Origin of the sequence: Leptothoe sp. PORK10 BA2, from assembly GCF_034932105.1 — a bacterium.
In the GTDB taxonomy this organism is placed as follows: domain Bacteria; phylum Cyanobacteriota; class Cyanobacteriia; order Phormidesmidales; family Phormidesmidaceae; genus Leptothoe.
Genome location: NZ_JAYGIG010000146.1, coordinates 1 through 20,353, shown reverse-complemented (window position 1 = coordinate 20,353; position 20,353 = coordinate 1). Strand labels below are relative to the sequence as shown.

Sequence of the window (20,353 nt, the reverse complement as noted above, 5' to 3'; positions counted from 1 at the left end):
TACGGTGCAGGGTGTACGGTACTAGGCTTACCGCAAACCGCAAACCCGGATAACCCATCCCTGCCCCTCCCAGGAGGAGATGCCGGAACCCGATACCCAGCCGCCCGCCTACCCATCCACCCCTACGCCCTCCTTCCCCTCGCATAAACCCCCGGATTCACCCCGTACTTGCGGCGAAAGGCGGCGGCGAAGTGGCCCCGGCTGGTAAACCCCACCGCCTCGGCAGCGGCGGTAACGCTGAGCTCGCCGGCTTCGAGCAGCTGGTGCGATCGCTCCATGCGGTGCTCGTGTAGGTAGCCAAACACCGTGGTGCCAAACACCTGGCGAAAGCCCACCTTGAGCTTGTGGTCATTAATGCCCACAGCCCGCGCCAACTCGATTAGCGTTGGGGGATGGGTAATCTGGCGGCGGAGAATCTTGCTGGCGTAGTGGATGCGCTCCACATCGTCGGGTTTGAGGGTCGGAGTTTTAGCGTCATTGCCGCTGGTGTTGAGGTCGTCGATCAGCAGCGCCATCAGTTCCCAGACTTTGCTCTCTAGATAGAGCCGCCGGGTTAGCCCCTGGAACGGGCAGCGCAAAATCTGCTGCACGGCCATCTGCATGGCAGCGGTGGGGGTGCCTGAGCGCTCTAAGTAGGGTTGCTCTGGAGATCGCAGCAAATCCAATATGCGAGCATCTTGGCTGGCATCGCCGAGCCACTGCTGAAATGGTTCTGGGTCAATGTGTACATTCACGCTCACCATCCGCTGATGCCCCGGCACCACCCAGAGATCTGTCGGGGCTAGCCCGCTGCCGTAGAGACTGTAGCGCTGCTGGCACTGGTCCCGACGGTGCAATAGCTCGAAGGTGTACTCCAGAGGGTGGGGGCGCTCACCCTGGTCAACCTCTAAATCCTCATTGAGACAGACGTCAGAAATGAGTAGTTCAAGACCTTCCCGCAGAGCAACTGAGCACTCCTGTCCCCACCCCAAGGCCGATGGATAGCAGTAGCGCCATTCGGTACTGTCGCCCGTGCCAGAGCTGGCCGCTGCTTCATCCATCCAGGTGCGATAGTCGGTTTGGGAGAGGGCCATGGTCATAGTCGAGCTAGCGGTCGAATTACGGAAAAACAGGTGTCTGCCTAAGCCCATTTCGCAAACGTGCTCAGACAGACACCCGACAACCACCATCTAAGGATTTAGATGCTAGAGAGGATGAAATTATCTTACATACAATTGGCAATGATTCTCAATAATTTTTGGGGGTTGGGTGTCAGGGATTGGGTATCGGGCCTTGGCTGTACGGTACCTTTAGACCCCGTAAAGCCTAATCGCCGAGGCTTTGGTGCTGGCGTAGGAGCCTTCGATGTGGACGGTGCCGCTCTCGTCGGTAACGACTTTAATGAACCCCACACCGTAGACCCTAGAGTCATCACCGTTGATCAGAATGCGGCTTATCCGCCTGCGATCGAGGAGTTAAAGAAAGACAACGCCTGACCTGAGGCGACGGAAACCAGACAAATAAAATACTTGAATACTACAGTAGTGCAGGACCACCGATTCGTAAAACGAAAAGTCAAGCCAGGCCTAGGATTCTTCTCATTCAACACAGCTAGCCCTACGCTTAAAGGATATGAGGCCATGAACATGATTCGAAAAGGACAGATCACTGAGATAGACAGAGAAGATATCATAGGACAGATTTCTTGCATCAACGAAATCTTTGGAAAGGTTGCATAACAAGAGTGAGATCGACAGGGATCTTCTCTCTTTATGATCTTTTTGCAACGCAACCGGAATTTCTGCTCAGGCTATTTTGCTGGAGCGGCTCACGGGGCGCTACGGCATTAGAGTCGGGGCGCTCGTCACCCGTTGGACCGCATGGGTTTACGCCGCAGACCATGTAGAAGGACAGTTGCTCAGTACATTTGCATGAATCCAAGCGACATAGTTGCGTGTATTAGAAATGTAGGTAGGATGCAATTGAGTGGCGTTGAAGCCACGGTCTCGATAGTCCTACCGCTGTTCACAACTTAACGATTTAGGACGATTCAAGCTATGAAAAATATGCTTTGCAACGTTCGTTTTCCTTTGGGTGCTCTGATTTTGGGAGTTGGGATCACGCTTTCCCAAAAATTCGTACGACCAATCATATTAAGCGCTTATTTCGAAAGTTTCGGACTAAATCTGATGAAATCGGGGATTTCCCAAGTGAAACGAGCTGTTTAACTGTCTTTTTTCTGGTTATTGAACAAGACCATGTCAAACATGACCGCAAATCTGTGGCGAAAAAATCATGACATTAACCACTGGCAAACACACTCGATAGTCCCTCGCCAAATTTTTCGCTTAGGGCTTGACCGATACTCAAGGCACGACGGTTCAAAAGGCAATCTCCTAACGACAGGTGCCAAAATTCTGCTCAATGCTCTGTACTCATCCGTAGCTTTCTGGGTATCGGTACACTTACTTTAAGGATGGTGAGGTGATGTGCTAGATGAACTGTCTAGCAAAGGTTTGAAAACTTAGTAGAAAAAGTCAGGTGTGGAATGAATCAAGTTTGGACCGGTAAGTCATAAATGGTTCCAGGCATGTTCATCAGCGTCAAGATGCGACGTTGTAGGTCATTGAGGGAAGTCATTGGCATTCGTTTTTGAGTTGCCAATGGTCTCGGTAATAGGCCACGGATTGAGATACCGGATATCAATTTAAGCCGGGAAATCCTGGCTGAGTGGAGAGTCAGGGGTCAGAAGCTAGAAGCCAGTGAGGCCCTGATTCCTGACTTCTGAATACTATCCTTGGGAAAACGTCCCGCTTTAAGTTGATACCCGAGATACCAAAAGCTGTTCAAGCTTGATGTTGGTGACGTTAATACGCTAGCGGCGAGTTGTTCAGCATGATTCAGACAGGAAGTATAAGTAAAGTTTATCAATAGAATTTGAAAGTTATTTTTGCTACATGGATATTCCCATCAGATTTTTAGTATAGACTTAACTGCATGAGAAAAGTTAGTTGCATAGATTTAAGTCTATTAACCATGTAACTCGCCTGCGCAAGATAGAAAATCGCTCACTTTATCCCAGGTGGGTAGCACCTTCTACCGAACGCAACTCATTCCTGAACATGAATCACCACTGATTAACGCGCTCATTTGCACTCGCCGGAGCGAAACCCTGTCTTCCAGGACGCAACGAAATGCAGATGTCGTGGAGTAGCGGGTTAACTCGTTGCTCACCTCAATGGGTGGAACCAACCACCTAGGATTCGAGGCACTGCTTGCCTACCATCCTGACCCCTAATATCTGTTTGAGGAGAAATTGCGACATGGATTTTCTGTCCCTGTTTATAACGGACTTTGTTATGCAGCTCCGGTCCCCAACACTCGCCTTTTTGATTGGTGGGATGCTCATTGCGGCCCTGGGGAGCGAATTGGTTATTCCCGAGTCGATTTGTACGATCATCGTCTTTATGCTGCTCATGAAAATTGGGCTGACCGGTGGAATTGCGATCCGCAATTCCAGCCTGACGGAGATGGTGTTGCCTATGATCTTTGCCATCATGGTAGGGATTCTTGTTGTCTTCATCGCGCGCTTTACATTGGCTAAGCTGCCAAAGGTTAAAGTCGTCGATGCGATCGCAACTGGGGGCTTGTTTGGAGCCGTGAGTGGTTCTACCATGGCCGCCGGTCTGACAGTACTGGAAGAACAAAACATCCAATACGAAGCATGGGCTGGCGCACTCTATCCCTTCATGGATATCCCCGCGCTTGTAGCGGCGATTGTTGTGGCTAACATTTACCTCAACAAGAAGAAGCGTAAAGAAGCCGCCTACTCCATGGCACAGCCTGTTGCGGCTGGTTCTATGGCGCAGCCTGTTGCGGCTGGCGATTATCCCGATCAAAAAGGTTATCCTAGCAACCGCCAGGAGTATCTCAGCCAGCAGCAAGGGGATGGAGAGAATCGAGTCAAGATATGGCCAATTATCGAGGAAAGCCTCCGGGGGTCTGCCCTGTCGGCAATGTTGCTAGGTCTCGCGCTGGGACTGTTCACCCGGCCGGAAAGTGTCTACGAAGGCTTCTACGACCCAGCCTTTCGCGGCTTGCTTTCGATCTTGATGCTGGTCATGGGGATGGAGGCTTGGTCAAGAATTGGTGAACTGCGTAAGGTCGCCCAATGGTACGTCGTATATAGCGTGATAGCACCGTTTGCGCATGGGCTGCTCGCCTTTGGTCTTGGCCTGATTGCCCACTACACTACAGGATTCAGCCTGGGTGGCGTCGTCATACTAGCTGTCATCGCCGCCTCCAGTTCCGACATCTCAGGTCCGCCCACGTTGCGAGCCGGTATCCCGTCAGCCAATCCCTCTGCCTATATCGGTGCCTCCACAGCCGTCGGTACGCCCATTGCGATTGGCGTGTGTATCCCGTTCTTTGTCGGACTCGCCCAAGCAATCGGCGGTCTGCCACCGACCCCTTAAACAGGCAGGGTCAGTAGTTCAATGTACATAATTTAAGGAGGTAACTAACATGGGCAAGCGTGCCAACAAGCTCGTCATCATCACAGAAAAGGTGCTGATGAAAAAGGTCGCCAAGATTATTGATGAATGCGGGGCGACCGGTTATACGGTGCTGGATACTGGAGGTAAAGGCAGTCGTAATGTGCGCTCTACGGGGAAACCCAGCACTGCCGACACCGATTCAAACGTAAAGTTTGAGGTGCTCACCGAAACCCGGGAGATGGCAGAGACTATTGCGGATCAGGTCGCAATCAAGTTTTTCGTCGATTTTGCCGGCATTATCTACATCTGTGAAGCAGAGGTACTGTATGGGAGACATTTCTGTGGACCAGAAGGTTGTTAAATAAAAGACGATGCAGCTCTCAAAGGCCGGGTTATAATCCCGGCTTTTTGATATATAACCCTGGCAGTTTTATGACTCCCTCAAACCCTTCACCTTCATTGCTTTAGACTCATGATTCTATCCAACATTCTGCCTCCTTTCAGTGGAGGGATAACCGCTCTCATGGCTCCATTACCCATCCTGGCGACCGCTGTTGCTGAGGATTCACCCATTATTCTGTCTGGCGTATTGCTGACGCTGGTGATAATTTATCTAGCCAGCAAGCTCGGCGCAGAGGCCGCTAGGCGACTGGATTTTCCGCCCGTTCTGGGGGAACTCGTCGCCGGTGTGATTGTCGGTGTTTCGGCGTTGCACCTGGTGATCTTTCCCGAAGGGGGACTGTCTGCCTCTGACTCAGTGCTGATGACAGCGCTGCAAGGATTGAATCAATTGACACCGGATGCGCTAAACCGGATCTTTGAGTCGCAAAGTGAAGTGATTTCGGTTCTCGCTGAACTTGGCGTGATTATTCTATTATTTGAAATTGGCCTGGAATCTGATCTGCGGCAACTGAAGGAAGTGGGCATTCAAGCCACGGTTGTTGCTTGTGTCGGAGTCGCGGCACCTTTTGCGGCGGGCACGGCGGGGTTAATGCTGCTCTTTCATGTTGCAGCAATTCCAGCAATTTTTGCGGGGGCCGCATTAACGGCAACGAGTATTGGCATTACCTCTAAAGTGTTGTCAGAGTTAGGTCAACTCAAATCCAAAGAAGGGCAAATCATTGTTGGCGCGGCGGTGATTGATGATGTCCTCGGCATTATTGTCCTGGCTGTAGTCGCCAGCCTAGCCAAAACCGGTGAGATTGATGTTGTCAATGTTATTTACCTGATTGTTAGCGCGACGGCATTTTTGATTGGATCAATTCTGTTGGGGGGTGTCTTTAACAAAAGTTTTGTAGCGATCGTGGATCAGCTCAAAACCCGTGGGAATATTGTTATTCCGGCATTCATCTTTGCTTTCTTTATGGCATTTTTAGGTAACGCCATTCATCTCGAAGCGATTTTGGGTGCCTTTGCAGCAGGTTTGGTGCTGGATGAAACCGATGCTCGGAACGAGCTAGATGAATTAATCAAACCAGTTGCCGATTTACTGGTACCGATCTTCTTTGTGACGGTGGGAGCACGAGCCGACCTCGGTGTTTTGAACCCGGCAGTACCGGAGAATCGGGCGGGACTATTGATTGCTATCTTTTTGGTGGGGGTAGCGATCGTTGGCAAACTGGTGACGGGCTGGGTTGTGTTTGGCATACCCGAAATCAATCGCCTGGCGATTGGGGTTGGGATGATCCCTCGAGGTGAGGTGGGTCTAGTGTTTGCTGGCATTGGTTCAGCTAGCGGCATTGTGGATAAGCCGCTGGAGGTGTCGATTATTATCATGGTAATCTTGACAACTTTTCTGGCTCCACCTTTTTTGCGGGTTGCCTTTGGTTCATCCACTGACCCCGTCCCAGAACCGACCACTCTGATAGAAGCAAAGAGTGACTAACGATTTTGCCATGTTGCATTAAGGAGCGAGGATTGAATAATTAGCCACCATCAGGCATTTTGTCTGCCTGATGGTGGCTAATTAGATCAGTCATACAACCTGATCTAATCCTCGATCCTTACTTAGGACTTGCTGAAAAAGTTTAATCTGCTTTTTTCAGGGCTGAACCGACACAAATACGTTATCTTTTCAGGCTGTGTCGATCGGTCGGTGGAAGGGTGAACCGGCTGGAACCATTGAAAACTCGTTAAATGGCCTTGCATTTAACGAGTTTTTGTTCGCTGAAACGACTATATACCAGTGTTTCTGGATTATGCAGCAAACCCTATGTAGGATGTGTATAGTCCAAGGGGCATTCAAGAAAAGGCGATAGCTGTAACGTATTTTCAAGCAGAGCCCTTACAGTCCACAATTAGATAAAGTCGAGTTTAGTAAAGTCTCAAGGACGCTGATGGAAAAAGAGAAATTTCGCCACAGACCAGAGTACTTTCGTGAGCTACCCGGCACAGTGCCGGGCACGCTGAACGTACCCAGTCCCCATCCGGACCCTCAACTGGTTCTGATAGATTACAGCGATACATCAGCGATGCGTGTCTCCATCGATTCGCCTGAGGACTGTGCGGCTTATCTCGATCAGGTATCTGTATCGTGGCTGGATGTGCAGGGCTTGGGGAATATTGGTCTGCTACAGCGACTAGGCGAGGTTTTTCAGTTACATCCCTTGGTCTTAGAAGACGTTGTCAATGTTCCCCAACGTCCCAAAGTTGAAAGCTACGGCGATCAGCTGGTTATTATTATCCAGATGGTCAGGTTTGTGCCTGAGCTCAAACAGCATTTTACCGAGCAGATCAGCTTTATTTTAGGAAAGCACTATTTGTTAACCGTACAAGAAGAACCAGAACACGATTTTTTCGATCCGATTCGAACTCGAATTCGGCTAGATAAAGGCATTATTCGTAGCATGGGTAGTGACTATCTTGCCTATGCGCTGTTGGATGCTATCATTGATGGTTTTTTTTCTGTTTTAGAAGCTTATGGGGAAGAGTTAGACGCGTTAGAAGATAGTGTGATTTCTAAGCCGAATCAGCAAACGCTTCAGCAGGTTTACCAAATGAAGCGAAAGATGTCTCATTTACGGCATTTAATTTGGTTGCAGCGAGAAACGTTATCGAGCTTATTAAAACAGTACAGCAGCTTTTTCAGTCAAGAGCTGGGGATTTATCTGCAAGACTGCTACGACCATGTTGTGCAGATGTTAGATATTGTTGAGAGCTATCGTGAGACCTGCGCAACGTTGATGGACGTTTATCTATCGGCGGCTAGCAACCGTATGAACGAGGTCATGAAAACCCTAACGGTCATCTCAACTATCTTTATTCCGCTGACTTTTATAGCGGGCATTTATGGGATGAACTTTAATCCAGGAACTTCACCTTTTAATATGCCAGAGCTGAATGCTTATTGGGGATACCCATTAGTTTTAGCGGTGATGCTTGCGATCGCACTAGGCCTTGTCTTCTTCTTCTGGCGTCGAGGCTGGTTTAAAAAAATCTCCTAGCGCCAGGCTAAGAGCCTGTGTGGCAAGCCGGAGCAGCCTTAAAAAATCACATTCCTCTAATACAGCTGAGCATGAATAGATTGAAAACATACCGGCTCGCCTTAAATAAACCTTAAGCTGACTGGCTAGGGTCGGAGCTATCTACATCAATGGGTGATTGTTCATCAATGGGTGATTGTTCATCAATGGGTGATTGTTCCAGCATAATCACAAAAATAGTCTCTAACCCATTATCAAATCGCAGGGTATTCACTAAATCATGCTCAATCGAAATGGCGGAATCCACGATAATCATATCGGGTTTCAGGGTTAGCGCTTTTTCAAGGCCTTCTTTACCTGTAGTCGCTTCGGTAACGGTATAGCCCATCGACAACAATACCTCAGTCAAATTTTTGGTGGTAGAGGCATCCATATCCACCACCAATACCCGACGTTCCGATGTGCCCTGGTCTAACAGACTCCTGATATCGCGGAGTAAGGCTTCCGTATCGATGGGCTTGGTCAGATAGCGATCTACACCCAGACGGTAGCCCCGTGCTTGGTCATGAATGATGGAGAGAATAATTGTGGGAATAGCCATGGTGGCTGGGTTGTTTTTGAGCACGGCAGCCAGGTCAAAACCATTGATATTGGGCATCATCACATCGAGAATGATCAGGTCCGGGGGGTCTGCCTTGACCTGATTGAGACCATCCATGCCGTCTTTGGCAGTTCTAACCTGGTAGCCAACGGCTTCTAGTTCCTGGCGCAGCAGTTGGCGAATGTGCGGCTCGTCATCTACCACTAAAATTGTTTTATGGGATTTTTCTGCTGGGAGAACGACTTGATTTACATTGTGTTTTAATTGTTTCACCAGGGACTTTAACTGGATGTTAGTATTCTCACTTTCTTGGGAAACGCTTACAGGTAAAGTAAAGGAAAACGTACTGCCCTGGCCTAATTTACTGTTGACCCAAATATGACCGTGATGATATTCAATAATTTGTTTGCAGATGGGTAATCCCAGACCTGTTCCTTTGGGTTTGTCGGTCATGACTTCCCCCACCTGGGTAAACTTCTCAAACACTTTTTGGAGGTCGCCCTCCGAGAGGCCAATGCCAGTATCACTAATGCTGACCACAATTTCGCCATTTTGCTGGTAGGCACGGCAGGTGACCGAACCATTGTCCGTAAATTTTATGGCGTTGGCTAGCAGGTTGATCAATACTTGGATTAGGCGGTTGCGATCGCACATCACTTCTGGCAAGCCTGGTTCAAGATCACAAATCATCTCCAAACCGCTATTGCTGATCAGCACAGAGACCGCTGCAATCGACTGATCAATAATCGTCGAGATCTCGGTCGATTGCATATTCCACTCGACTTTGCCCGCCTCAATTTTAGAAATATCCAACACATCATTGATCAATGATGTAAGGCGCTTCCCCTCAGCCAAAATGATGTCCAGGTTCTCTCTCACCTGGCGTACGGCTCGTTCTGTTTTGCTACTTTCAAAATTCACCGCAGGCAGTACGGTATCTTCCAGCTTTCTTTGAATCAGTTTGGCAAATCCTAACACTGAGGTCAAGGGAGTGCGCAATTCATGGGAAACCGTAGAAAGAAAATCGGTCTTCATTCGATCAACTTCTTTTTCGGTGGTAATATCCCGAATTAAAACCACGGTACCATTTGATTGGCCGGATTCTGCCTTGGGTGTTGCATCGGCATCTGGGGTGATTGCGGTGATCAACGCTTGCCCCACTTGGTTCTCCAACAGATTTATCTCAACCGTCAGGTTCATCTCCGGAGTCGCCTGATTTTGAATAATCAAATCCGTAACCGACGGGTCAAAAAATGACTGCATGGGTTGGCCTGCCAGGGTCAACCCATGCAGTCTAAACATTCTTTTTAACGCCGGATTAGTCCGGGTAATATGTCCTTGGGCATCAATTACCAGGAGTCCATCCCCCAAATTATCAATAATGGCATTGAGCTCTTGGGCCTGATCTTCTAAATTGTCTTGGGTGGTTCCCAGAGCAGTCGTATAGTTGCCAACCCAGGCAATCAGCTGGTTTAGGGAATTGGCCAAACTGCCGATTTCATCGTTATTCATGACCGCCACGCGCAAGTCAAAGTTTTCTTCCTGGGTTACCTGTAATGCTGTTTCTTCCACAGTCCGAAGCGGACGACTGATGGCACGACTAATCAGGTAGGCCAACAGACTAGCCAGTATGAGCGATAGTGAAACACTGATGATAATCGCACGAACCTGAAGCGCTGAAGACCTCTGGATAATCTGTTGGGCCTCTTTTATTTCATCTTTTTCGATAAAATCAGCAAGTTCAGCTAACTCAGTTTGAAACTCTTCTAATTTGAAGGCAACGGGCCGACGATTTAGGTCAACAAACGCCTGACGTGCCTCATTTAGGCTGCTCCCCTGCAAGTCATCCAGCTCTAGTTCGTTTACAAATTGCTCAACATCCCATAAGTTATTCTCAATGACATCGCCATAGTTCTCGACTAGATCGTCCAATAATGCGAGTTCACTATCAGTCTCTTCCACCCCTTGCTCGATATCTTCCTCGTATTGCATCAGTAGCACAGACCAGTTTTCTTGAAAGTCCTGGCCACTAGCTAGATAGAGATTGTAGCTTTCAAGAAATTGCTCTGGATTTCCGAGCCAGGTGATCAGTCGGCGTTCGTAGGCAATAAATTGATGAATTGATTTTTCTAGCTCTCTGATACTCAGAATTTCTTCAATGGCATCCTCATTACCTTCATAGGCTTCCTTTTCATAACGCTGGGCCACGGCAATGCCAATACTGGTGCCAGCAACGACTACCCCTATTGCTAATCCATATCCCAAACCAATTTTTTGCAGCACCTTAAGCCCACTTAGCCAGTTTCTCACCGACACGGGTAAGAAGTTATTGGGAGAAGACTTGTCAGATGACGATGCTTGGGAATTCATAAAAAATTTAACTAGAAAATTCAACTATAGGGTGAGAGCTAAGATTTCCAATGCCTTTGCCAGTATTTCATCGGGGTCAAAGGGTTTAGTCATGTACAAATTAGCTCCGGCTGCACTGCCTTGCTGCCGATCACATTCCTGGCCTTTGGCTGTCAGCATGATAATATAAGTATCCTGTGTTGTTACATTTTCCTTAACGGCTTGACAGACTTCAAAGCCGTTCATTTTTGGCATCATCACGTCGAGAAATACTAAATCAGGCTTTTCAGAGCAAATCATTTCTAATGCCTCTGCACCGTTAGTTGCTGTGAGCAATTCCACACCTTCGTCTTCCAGCTCTTCAAGGGTTTGTTCCATCAACACTCGGATATGAATCTCATCATCAACAATTAAAATACTTTTACTCATAAAACTCCTCTTGTAGTATTAATAGGATTAGATAGGACAAAATATACATGTTGCTCAGCTAGGGCCATTATGCAGAGTTTTCAGGCGTATAATCCTGAGATTGTTCTTCTTGGGGTTGTTCTTCTTGGGGTTGTTCTTCCTGGGGCTGTTTAGTCATGACAATAAAGATATTCTCTAAACCATTTTCAAATCGTAGAGTGTTCACCAGATCATGTTCCATGGAGATGGCTGAATCGACGATAATTACATTGGGCTTGAGCGCAAGGGCTTTTTCCATCCCATCTTCTCCTGTGGTTGATTCGGTGACAGTATAACCCTTTGAGAGTAAAACCTCCGTCAAGGTATGAGTTGTAGAGCTATCAATATCAACTACAAGTACTTGGCGGCTAGATGTGCCTCGATCTAACAGGGTTTTAACATTATGCAGCAATACATTTGTATCAATAGGTTTGCTGAGATAGCGATCAACACCCAGACGATTTCCCTGGGCTTGATCTTGGACGACAGAAACTACAATAATGGGAATCTCCATCGTGGTCGGATTATTTTTAAGCACAGCGGTGAGGTCAAAACCATTGATGTTGGGCATCATTATATCTAAAACAATCAGGTCGGGCGATGCGGCCTTAATCTGATTGAGGGCATCCATGCCATCCTGGGCAATTTGGACACGGTAACCGGCGGCCTCTAACTCCTGACGTAACAGCTGGCGAATGTGGGGTTCATCATCGACCACTAAAATTGTTTTCTGGGATTGATCTGTTGTGGCTGGGGTAACGGTTTGCTGTACATTTTCCTTGAGCTGCTGTACCAGGGACTGAAGACTGCTGTTGGTGACCTGAGTCTTGGGGAGATTGCTCAAAGGCAGGGTAAAGGTAAAGGTACTACCCTGTCCTGGCACACTTTCGACCCAGATACGTCCGCCATGGCACTCAATAATTTGCTTGCAAATGGTTAACCCGAGGCCAGTTCCCTTGGGTTTATCGGTCAGTACTTGACCCACCTGGGTAAATTTCTCGAACACTTTTTCAAGATCGTCTAGGGGCAGACCAATACCTGTATCTATAATGCTAATGAATATTTCGCTAGCTTGATGGCCGACAATACAGGTCACAGAGCCGCTAGTGGTAAATTTAATAGCATTGGATAACAGGTTAATGAGCACTTGAATTAAGCGATTGCGATCGCACATCACTGCGGGCAACTCTGGTGCAATATCGCAAATAACCTCCAAACCTCTATCTTCAGCTAACACAGATGTCGCTGAAATTGCTCGCGCAACAATATCTGCTACATCTGTTGGCTGCATATCCCATTCAATTTTACCCGCTTCAATTTTAGAAATATCCAACACGTCATTGATCAGTGAGGTTAGACGTTCACCTTCCGATAAAATGATGCTTAGATTTTCTCGCACCTGACGTACAGTGCGCTCTGTTTTTTTAGTCTCCACATTGATCGCAGGTAACACCGTATCTTCCAGCTTTTTCTGAATTAGTTTGGTAAAGCCAAGAATAGAGGTTAAGGGGGTGCGTAACTCATGGGAAACCGTGGAAATAAAATCAGTTTTCATCTGATCGATTTCTTTCTCAGCCGTAATGTCACGAATTAGAACGATCGAATCGAAGTTGCCACCGGAAACAATTTCAGTCGTATCCTTTGCCACAGCGGTAACTAATGCCTGACCGATGCCCTGATTGGGCAGTTTCACATCCGAAATCAGTAGCCGGGTAGGATCAGCCTGACTTTGGTCAATTAACTGCGACAAATCAGAGTTAAAAACTTCATGGCAGGGGTGTCCCTCAATCGGTTCTGGAGGCAGGTTGAACATGTCAATTAGCACAGGATTATTCCGAATAATAGTGCCAGTTGAATCGATTACCAGCAGTCCCTCACCAAGATTATCAATGATGGCATCCAGTTGTTCTGTTCGTTCCTGAACTCGCTGCTCTAAGTTTTCTTGACTTTTTTCTAGTTCTTCCGTACGTTGCCCCGTCCATTGAATCAACTGATTCAGAGACCTTGCTAACAGACCAATTTCATCTTTGTTGCTAATTTGAGCTCTAATCGCAAAATTGCCCTCTTCGGCAACTTTCTGCGCCACTCGGGTTAGATGTTGAATCGGTCGAATGGCAAGATTTGCAACATAGGCCGTAATTGCCCCCACCATAACAGCTGCCATGCCAGTCCCCAAGGCAAAAATACGCAACAACTCGCGCTGAGCTGCAAAGACAACGGTTGTATCCGCTGTCATTAAAGCACTGATGGACTGTCCTGTCAGATTTTCACTCAAGGGAATAGGAGCGGAGGAGACAAGTTGCCTCTTTTTATTTTCTTGAGCATTGACAAAAACATCAGCCTGAACTTGCCCCGCTCCTATCAGAGTCATGAAACCTGGGTAGTAGCGATTAACTGGCTGAGCTAGATAATCTTGTCTAGCACTGGCAAAAATAATTCCCTCTGAATCCAGTAAATGCCATACGCGCCCATGGTTTTCAACAATTTCAAATAGGTCATTCATATAATGACCTGGCACACGGGCTCTAATGATATAGATGATATCTCCTGTGGCCTTATCCTTAACCGGAACAGCAAACTCAACCCGGAGGATGCCTGAGCTAGGGGAGAGACCCGGTCCATTCATGGTCGATTGCCCTGTTTTTAGGGCGATCTGAAAATAATCTCGATCACCATAGTTACCCTTAAATGGCTTTTCTGTTGTTGTCTGGGCAACTGGATCACCCGCTGGGTCAAAAAGGATTAGGCTATCGAAGTAGCCTAGGGCGTTTGCAAACTCTGTCAGCAACAATTGTTGTTGAGTGGGAGATGAATTAGCACGCAGCGATTGCTCAGTAAAAATGGGATTAGTGGCTAAGGCCTCAACCTCTTGGAGACGGACGACCAAAAACTGATCTAATTTTTCGCCTATAATTTCTGTCCGTTGCACCTGGTCTTGGACAACTTGTTGGTCCATGGAACGACTCGCAAATAGATAGGCCGCCGTTCCCGTAAGTACAACCGGCAAGGTACTAAAGGCGATTGCTAATACTGTTACCTTATGCTGTAGTCGCTGTTTCAGCTGTGGTGCCGCAGTCGACAAATCGGCTGTTGGCTTAAGGATAGTTAATTTCATTAGGTTACTTATTTCCTTGCCTGATCAGCATTCTCGCTCGAATGATGCACCTTAGAATTTTCCTGCTGAATCGGGATTTCAATCACAAATGTACTCCCCTGTCTCCCCTCAGACTGACAAATCAGGCTGCCGTTGTGGCGTTCCGTAATAATCTGGTAGCTAATGGATAGGCCTAGGCCCGTACCTTTACCCACTTCCTTGGTGGTAAAGAACGGATCAAATAACTTGTTTTGAATTTTAGAAACAATGCCAGGACCATTATCCGTAATCCGAATTTGAATACGGTTAGGGGCAATCTGTTGAGTCTCAATAGTAATCTCTGGCCCATGGGAAAATGGAGGAACTTCTAATACGTCAATAGCATTGGCCAACAGATTCATAAAAACCTGATTGAGTTGGCTCGGGTAGCAATGGATGGACGGTAAGTCACCATAGTTTTTAATCACTTCAATGCCAGGAAAATTATCGTAAGCCTTAAGGCGATGACGTAAAATCAACAAGGTGCTGTCAATGCCCTCATGGATATTGACTGTTTTAAACTCAGCTTGATCTGAACGGGCAAAGTTTTTTAGAGACAGCACGATATCCCGAATACGTTCAGTGCCCACGGCCATACTGTTTAAAGTGTCAGGCAGGTCTTGTAACAAAAAAGGTAGATCTACCTTTTTAATGGCCGTTTGTAATGCGGTGGATGGGGAGGTATATTCTTCGCGATAAAGCTTAAGCAACCCAAACAGGTCCTCAACATATTCCTGCACAAATTCTAGATTGCCGTAGATGAACGTAACCGGGTTATTAATTTCATGGGCCACCCCCGCAATCATTTGACCGATCCCAGACATCTTTTCACTTTGTACCAGTTGCAGTTGGGTGTGCTGTAACTGGTGCAGAGTCGCTTCTAGTTGTTGAGCCTTATCCTGAGCTAGCAGAGCGGCATAGCGACTCTGCTCATAAAGTTCTGCCTGATCGAGGGCAATCGCGAGTTGATTAGTGACTGCCTGTAATAGGTTAACTTCACCATCACTCCAAATTCTAGATCCTTCGCTGGTGCCGCAGCAGATGGCCCCAATGCGTCCAGAGCGAGTCTGCATGGGAATGGCCAAGAATGCCGAAAAGTTATGGGTTTGTAAAAATGCTTGGGTGGGTTTGTCCTCTAAATCATTGACATCATTGATTTGAATCAATGTCTGCTGGCCAAATAGGGTGGTCAAACTACCGATGGCATCAAGGGCGTAATGACCGGTCAAAGAATTGAGGTGACTGCGTCTAGATTCGATGACAATTTCTAGGCCACTGACACTGGATGGAACAGGGCCAGTCTCCTGGTTCCGATTATTTTCTTTGGATTCAGTGTGCACCCAAAGAAAACAGCATCGATCGACATTGATGGTTCGATAAATTTCACCGACGGCGGTGGTCAGGATGATATTGGGTTCTAGGGATTCCCGAATCTGGCTAGACAATCGAAAAATTAGAGCGTTCTGACGGCTTTCTTTAAGCTGGCGCTCGTGCAATAGTGCGTTGATCACCCCAGCAACTTGAAATGCCATGGTGGTCAATAGCTTTAGCTCTTCGGCACTGTAGGGTCGGGTAGCGGAACGACTAAGTGCGATCGCACCAATCGTCGATTCTTTACTTTTCAGGGGCACACCCATCAAAGCCGTCTGTTGCTTCGATGGATCTCGCCAATCTAAACAAACATCATTAACAATCTCGCCACGCCCAGCTTGAACAATATTCCCAATGATGCCATCCCCCAGGGAAATCGGCTTCTGAAAGCAATCCTCTCCACCAAAGCTAGCAATCCTCTCCAGCTCATGGTTAGGCGCTTGCATCAGCCATAGGGCACCATGGCTTGACTTCAACAGCTGACGCGCTTCCTCCAGGACCAGGGACCCCACCTCCCGGACATCTGAACTGTCAATAATTTTTTCTGACAGATTAAATAATAGGGAAATTTCTTTATATTTATCCAGCAGTTCCTTTGCTAAGGCACGTTTTTCAGATTCTCGATAGGCCAGCTGGGAAATCAGCGTGGCAATGACCTCAGCTTTTGGATCCCCATTGACCCAACCCAGAATTTGCCCATCGAGGGTGATGGGGTAGCGCTGCTCGGTCTCTGTCTGAGATCCCATTAGCCATTGGCCATCGGCTGTTTCAATACTGACATTAGAGTCAGTAGCATTGATCACCCCCTGGATCAGAGCCCATTCCTGCCGCAGAACTAACTTCTTTAAGTTAACACTCACCATAAAACAGTTACATTTTTAGACATCCGGGCATTTAGCATCTAGCTTTAGATGTCTAGATGCTGGACTTAGCAATGTAACTAGGTTGCACTCAGACTCTCTAAACGTTTTAAAGGTTCCCAATTTAGATAACTATTTAAGCAACCGAGCAGGCTATCGGTTAAAACCTTCTTGTTTCCTACATTCATTAAGCATTAAGTATCACCCGTATAGATATAGTAGCCATTTATCTAGATATATTTATTTTCTAATTTAACTAGCCATACTCCGGATACAACCCAAGACTAAACCTGATCTATATCTAGAAAAGTCATTAATCTCATGGGGCTATGAGCGTTTGTCCCTGGCCGTGCATGGCACACCTCAGACAACTGTGAACTAGCCCGCCCAGCGAAACGTTTAGACTACAATGACGTCTACAGTCTGTAAAATGCCTAGACGCGATGAATAAATATGAAAAGATAAACTACGTTGAGCTACCGGCTAAAGATATTCCAGCGACCAAAGTGTTCTTTACCCAGGTCTTTGGTTGGTCGTTTGAAGATTTTGGGCCTGACTACACTGCATTTGTGGATCAGGGGTTGGACGGTGGCTTTTTTAAGTCTGACCTGGCATCCTCAACTAAAAACGGTGGGGCGTTGATTGTTTTTTATAGTCAGGAGCTAGAAGCAACCCAGGCCAAAATTGAGGCAGCCGGTGGAGTGATTGTTGAACCCATATTTTCCTTTCCAGGTGGGCGGCGGTTTCATTTTACTGAGCCCAGTGGGAATGAGTTTGCCGTGTGGTCAGACTTAGAGAGATAATAGGGTCACACCTGGCATTAGGGGGGCTTCCCAGGGATGAATTATCTGTTGGCCGTTGCTATCCTGGGTGGTTTTATCGGCATGGGGAGCTGCTATGGGCTTCATCCGCCGGTGGAGACCAAGGCCTCTGGAGCGGATGGACCTGGGTTGGTTGTAACGACTCCGCCGCTGATTGCAGCAACCTTAGCAGGGGATGTGGAGAATGTGCGATCGCAACTCCAACAGGGCACCGATCCAAACCTGGTCCATAACACCAACACCGCCCTCACCTATGCGGCTCGCGATGGCTTTACAGAGATTGCCCTGGTTCTGATTGACCATGGAGCCGATGTCAACTGGATTGATGGCGAGGGGGTAACCCCGCTGATCTTAGCAGCCTTCAAAAATCACCTTGATCTGGTGCAACTCCTCTTAGCCCATGGCGCTGATCCAACCGTCAAAGATCAATGGCACCGCACAGCTTTAGACTATGCCCTGCGGCGAGGCGAGGCCGATCCCATCGTGCAGTTACTGAGACCGGCGAATTGAGGGATGGGCCCTGAGATAAAGGATGCCTAAAGTAAGAACAGGGAACGCAAAGTTATTTAAGGGCAGTGTCTAGCCTAACTACTCTGACTATTAAGTTTCACCCCAATAGGTTGATTTTCAAATAGGGATACCAAACTATAGATGGGTACCATGGGCTGACCGTTGCTATGAGCCATGCCAAAGAGACTCCTTCAAGAGAATTCCTATTACACCTTTCGCTTCTCCTAGGGTGGCTTGTCCCGATTCCGTTTATCGATGCCCTATTGCCGATCATTATTTGGCAAACAACTAAAAAACAGTCCCCCAACATTGAGCCCCATGCCCGTAATGCCATTAACTGGCTGATTTCATCGACAATCTATGGCCTAGTCCTAACCCTTACCTTAGTCGGAACGATTTTACTGCCAGCACTATTGGGGCTGCGCCTTGTATTCCCCGTCATTGCTGCCATTCAAGCCAGTCAGGGCAAGATTTGGCAATATCCCCTAACCATTGACTTCCTCGGGGTTAAGCCAGAAAAGCAATTGCGAAGAGCAGCCATTGCTTTTTTACCCCTGGTGGTTATACCGTTGGCGGCACTACTGGGGTCTCTCACCTGGTGGCATAATCGGACCAATTGGATTGCTAGTCTGGCACCCACAACGGGCACCGTGGTCCAGGTTCTGGAAAAAGTAGATGACTACGATAACACGGTTTATAAGCCCGTGATTAAATATGAGGTGCCTGAAAAGGAATCCTATGAATTTTCCCCAGATATTTGGTCAGAGTCCTTGATCTATAGAAAAGGGGAGTCCGTGGACCTGCTTTACTCCCCAACCGATCCAGCTGATGCCATCATCAATGAATGGTTTGAGAAATGGTTTTTTGTTACCGCTGCTTTGGTAATCAGCTCTATTATCCTAGGCTTTGCAATTATCCCCAGTATCTTTTGCTTCATCCTTTCCCGACTTGCTTGAGAAGACCAAAGATATTGATGAAGTAGCGGTAATCTTGTGATGTTCCCCGTTCAATCCTCTAGTTCATCGAGTCAGGCAGCTACTCTGTTGACCTGAGGCACCTCTTCAACAAACTCAGCCTGGAACTCACGGATCAAGTCTTGCTGACCTTCGTCTAGCTGTTCCCAAGCCCAGTTCTGTAATGATTTGGGAACTTTGGGATAAAACGCTTCAGCAATGCCGCCGGTAATAGCCGCTAGAGTTTTTGCATCCCCACCGAGGGAGACGGCTTTACGAATCGCATCTTCAAAATCTTTGGAATGTAGAAATGCCAGAATGGCGGCTTCTACAGTGTCTGCGGCGAGGGTGCTATATCGATAGCTTTGTTGCAGAGTTTCATAAGATACTTTGAAGTTATAGCCAAAAATACTGGTGAGCAACTCCGAAATGGTTTCTTTCGAGGCTTTAGCATTGGCTAAAAAGATAGCTGCCGCTGTTGCTTGGGCACCTTTTACTCCTTCAGGGTGGTTGTGGCTGACGCTGGCCGACCGTTCGGCTTCTTCCATCACTTCTTTGAGGTTATCAAAGGCATAGGCGATGGGCACAGCCCGCACGGCCCCATCATTACGGCAACTGTAGTAAGGCTTTGCACCATTCGTCTTAGCCCATTCACTAAAGCTGTTGTTGTAGCCGCCCTCTATTTGGGGATACCAACCGTACCAACGGGAATAACTTTCCGCATATTCCCCACCATAAAGTAGATAGTCCGCAGTAGACAGCATGAAAATTGTATTTTCTGTCCAATGACTATCTAGGGTGACTAGTTCAAAGTCTTGGATTTTACTGCGCTGATAGGCAGAGCCAATCGCATCTCCAAGAATTGCTCCGAGCATACTATATTTTCTTTCACTGACATTCTTCGCCTCAGCATTCTAGCTCATATGTGTTCAAGTGGGATAATGTAAAAAAAATAAAGTTAAACGAAAGGTCTAACGGTGTCGGTGTCGGGGTTCTGTAAAGTCAGCAATTCTCATTATGAAGAATAGCTATTCAATCGCCTGCTATCAGACTAGTGTGGAGATGTGGTATAAGGCTTAGTCAATGATGAAAGGGAGCTTTGCCACCGTAGTCGATTCATTTCGAGGAACGCTGTCATCACTGCCGGACAAGCGCACAGGCAAGAACAGCCGCTACGAGATGTTGGATGCAGGGCTCAGTGCATTCAGTGTGTTCTTCACACAAACGCCGTCGTTTCTGGCGCACCAGCGCAAGATGTCCGATACGAAGGGTCGCAGCAATGCACAAACGCTGTTTGGGGTGCATCAAATTCCCAGCGATAATCATATCCGAGATTTGCTGGATGGGATATCGCCCACTGTGCTGTATCCGGTCTTTGACGATATTTTTCAGGTGCTCCAAGCGACGGAGC

At 47.5% G+C, this 20,353-nt stretch carries 14 protein-coding genes and 3 pseudogenes; 10 read left to right on the top strand and 7 right to left on the bottom strand.

Annotation, left to right across the window (positions count from 1 at the left end):
* Positions 1-122: 122 nt before the first annotated feature.
* Positions 123-1,073 (bottom strand): helix-turn-helix transcriptional regulator, encoded by a 951-nt coding sequence (locus VB741_RS23365; RefSeq protein WP_323367628.1) that lies wholly within the window; start codon positions 1,071-1,073, stop codon positions 123-125.
* A 315-nt stretch (positions 1,074-1,388) separates the two neighbouring features.
* On the opposite strand from VB741_RS23365, the pseudogene VB741_RS23360 reads away from it, so the two are divergent.
* Both VB741_RS23360 and VB741_RS26525 read left to right on the top strand, forming a co-directional pair.
* Positions 1,389-1,718, top strand: a pseudogene (locus tag VB741_RS23360) (DDE-type integrase/transposase/recombinase); the annotation flags it as partial.
* 395 nt (positions 1,719-2,113) lie between these two features.
* Positions 2,114-2,278: pseudogene (locus VB741_RS26525) on the top strand (IS256 family transposase); the annotation flags it as partial.
* A 2-nt stretch (positions 2,279-2,280) separates the two neighbouring features.
* Here VB741_RS26525 and VB741_RS26520 read toward each other — a convergent pair.
* Positions 2,281-2,385, bottom strand: coding sequence for an IS4/Tn5 family transposase DNA-binding protein (locus tag VB741_RS26520; protein ID WP_442786440.1), 105 nt, complete (start codon positions 2,383-2,385; stop codon positions 2,281-2,283).
* Between the two features lie 917 nt (positions 2,386-3,302).
* Here VB741_RS26520 and VB741_RS23355 point away from each other — a divergent pair.
* From VB741_RS23355 to corA, 4 genes are all read left to right on the top strand, one after another.
* Positions 3,303-4,454 carry a sodium-dependent bicarbonate transport family permease gene (locus tag VB741_RS23355; protein WP_323367627.1) on the top strand — a complete coding sequence of 384 codons (1,152 nt, stop codon included), beginning with the start codon at positions 3,303-3,305 and terminating at the stop codon, positions 4,452-4,454.
* A 49-nt stretch (positions 4,455-4,503) separates the two neighbouring features.
* Positions 4,504-4,836, top strand: a complete 333-nt coding sequence (locus tag VB741_RS23350; protein WP_323367626.1) for a P-II family nitrogen regulator — start codon at positions 4,504-4,506, stop codon at positions 4,834-4,836.
* A 111-nt stretch (positions 4,837-4,947) separates the two neighbouring features.
* A complete protein-coding gene (locus VB741_RS23345) occupies positions 4,948-6,360 on the top strand; it encodes a cation:proton antiporter (RefSeq protein ID WP_442786439.1) in 1,413 nt (470 codons plus the stop codon).
* Between the two features lie 451 nt (positions 6,361-6,811).
* Positions 6,812-7,918, top strand: coding sequence for a magnesium/cobalt transporter CorA (gene corA / locus VB741_RS23340; protein ID WP_323367624.1), 1,107 nt, complete (start codon positions 6,812-6,814; stop codon positions 7,916-7,918).
* A 112-nt stretch (positions 7,919-8,030) separates the two neighbouring features.
* On the opposite strand, the gene VB741_RS23335 is transcribed toward corA, so the two are convergent.
* The 4 genes from VB741_RS23335 to VB741_RS23320 form a co-directional block, all read right to left on the bottom strand.
* Positions 8,031-10,868: a response regulator gene (locus VB741_RS23335; protein ID WP_323367623.1), complete on the bottom strand. Its 2,838-nt coding sequence runs from the start codon at positions 10,866-10,868 to the stop codon at positions 8,031-8,033.
* Positions 10,869-10,892: 24 nt separating this feature from the next.
* On the bottom strand, positions 10,893-11,276 hold the full coding sequence (locus VB741_RS23330; RefSeq protein ID WP_323367622.1) for a response regulator transcription factor: 384 nt from the start codon (positions 11,274-11,276) through the stop codon (positions 10,893-10,895).
* Between the two features lie 67 nt (positions 11,277-11,343).
* Entirely contained in the window at positions 11,344-14,409 is a 3,066-nt protein-coding gene (locus VB741_RS23325; RefSeq protein WP_323367621.1) for an ATP-binding protein, read from the bottom strand.
* Positions 14,410-14,417: 8 nt separating this feature from the next.
* Positions 14,418-16,661: a GAF domain-containing sensor histidine kinase gene (locus VB741_RS23320; RefSeq protein WP_323367620.1), complete on the bottom strand. Its 2,244-nt coding sequence runs from the start codon at positions 16,659-16,661 to the stop codon at positions 14,418-14,420.
* Positions 16,662-17,101: 440 nt separating this feature from the next.
* Between VB741_RS23320 and VB741_RS23315 the strand changes: the two genes are divergently transcribed.
* The 3 genes from VB741_RS23315 to VB741_RS23305 all read left to right on the top strand — a co-directional run bounded on the left by VB741_RS23315 (position 17,102) and on the right by VB741_RS23305 (position 18,945).
* Complete coding sequence (locus VB741_RS23315) at positions 17,102-17,461, top strand: VOC family protein (protein ID WP_323367619.1); 360 nt, start codon at positions 17,102-17,104, stop codon at positions 17,459-17,461.
* Between the two features lie 36 nt (positions 17,462-17,497).
* Positions 17,498-17,989 carry an ankyrin repeat domain-containing protein gene (locus VB741_RS23310; RefSeq protein ID WP_323367618.1) on the top strand — a complete coding sequence of 164 codons (492 nt, stop codon included), beginning with the start codon at positions 17,498-17,500 and terminating at the stop codon, positions 17,987-17,989.
* 167 nt (positions 17,990-18,156) lie between these two features.
* Positions 18,157-18,945 carry a DUF4870 domain-containing protein gene (locus VB741_RS23305; RefSeq protein ID WP_323367617.1) on the top strand — a complete coding sequence of 263 codons (789 nt, stop codon included), beginning with the start codon at positions 18,157-18,159 and terminating at the stop codon, positions 18,943-18,945.
* A 71-nt stretch (positions 18,946-19,016) separates the two neighbouring features.
* Here VB741_RS23305 and VB741_RS23300 read toward each other — a convergent pair whose 3' ends face one another.
* Entirely contained in the window at positions 19,017-19,817 is an 801-nt protein-coding gene (locus tag VB741_RS23300) for an ADP-ribosylglycohydrolase family protein (RefSeq protein ID WP_323367616.1), read from the bottom strand.
* A 211-nt stretch (positions 19,818-20,028) separates the two neighbouring features.
* On the opposite strand from VB741_RS23300, the pseudogene VB741_RS23295 reads away from it, so the two are divergent.
* Positions 20,029-20,353 (top strand): annotated as a pseudogene (locus tag VB741_RS23295) (ISNCY family transposase); the annotation flags it as partial.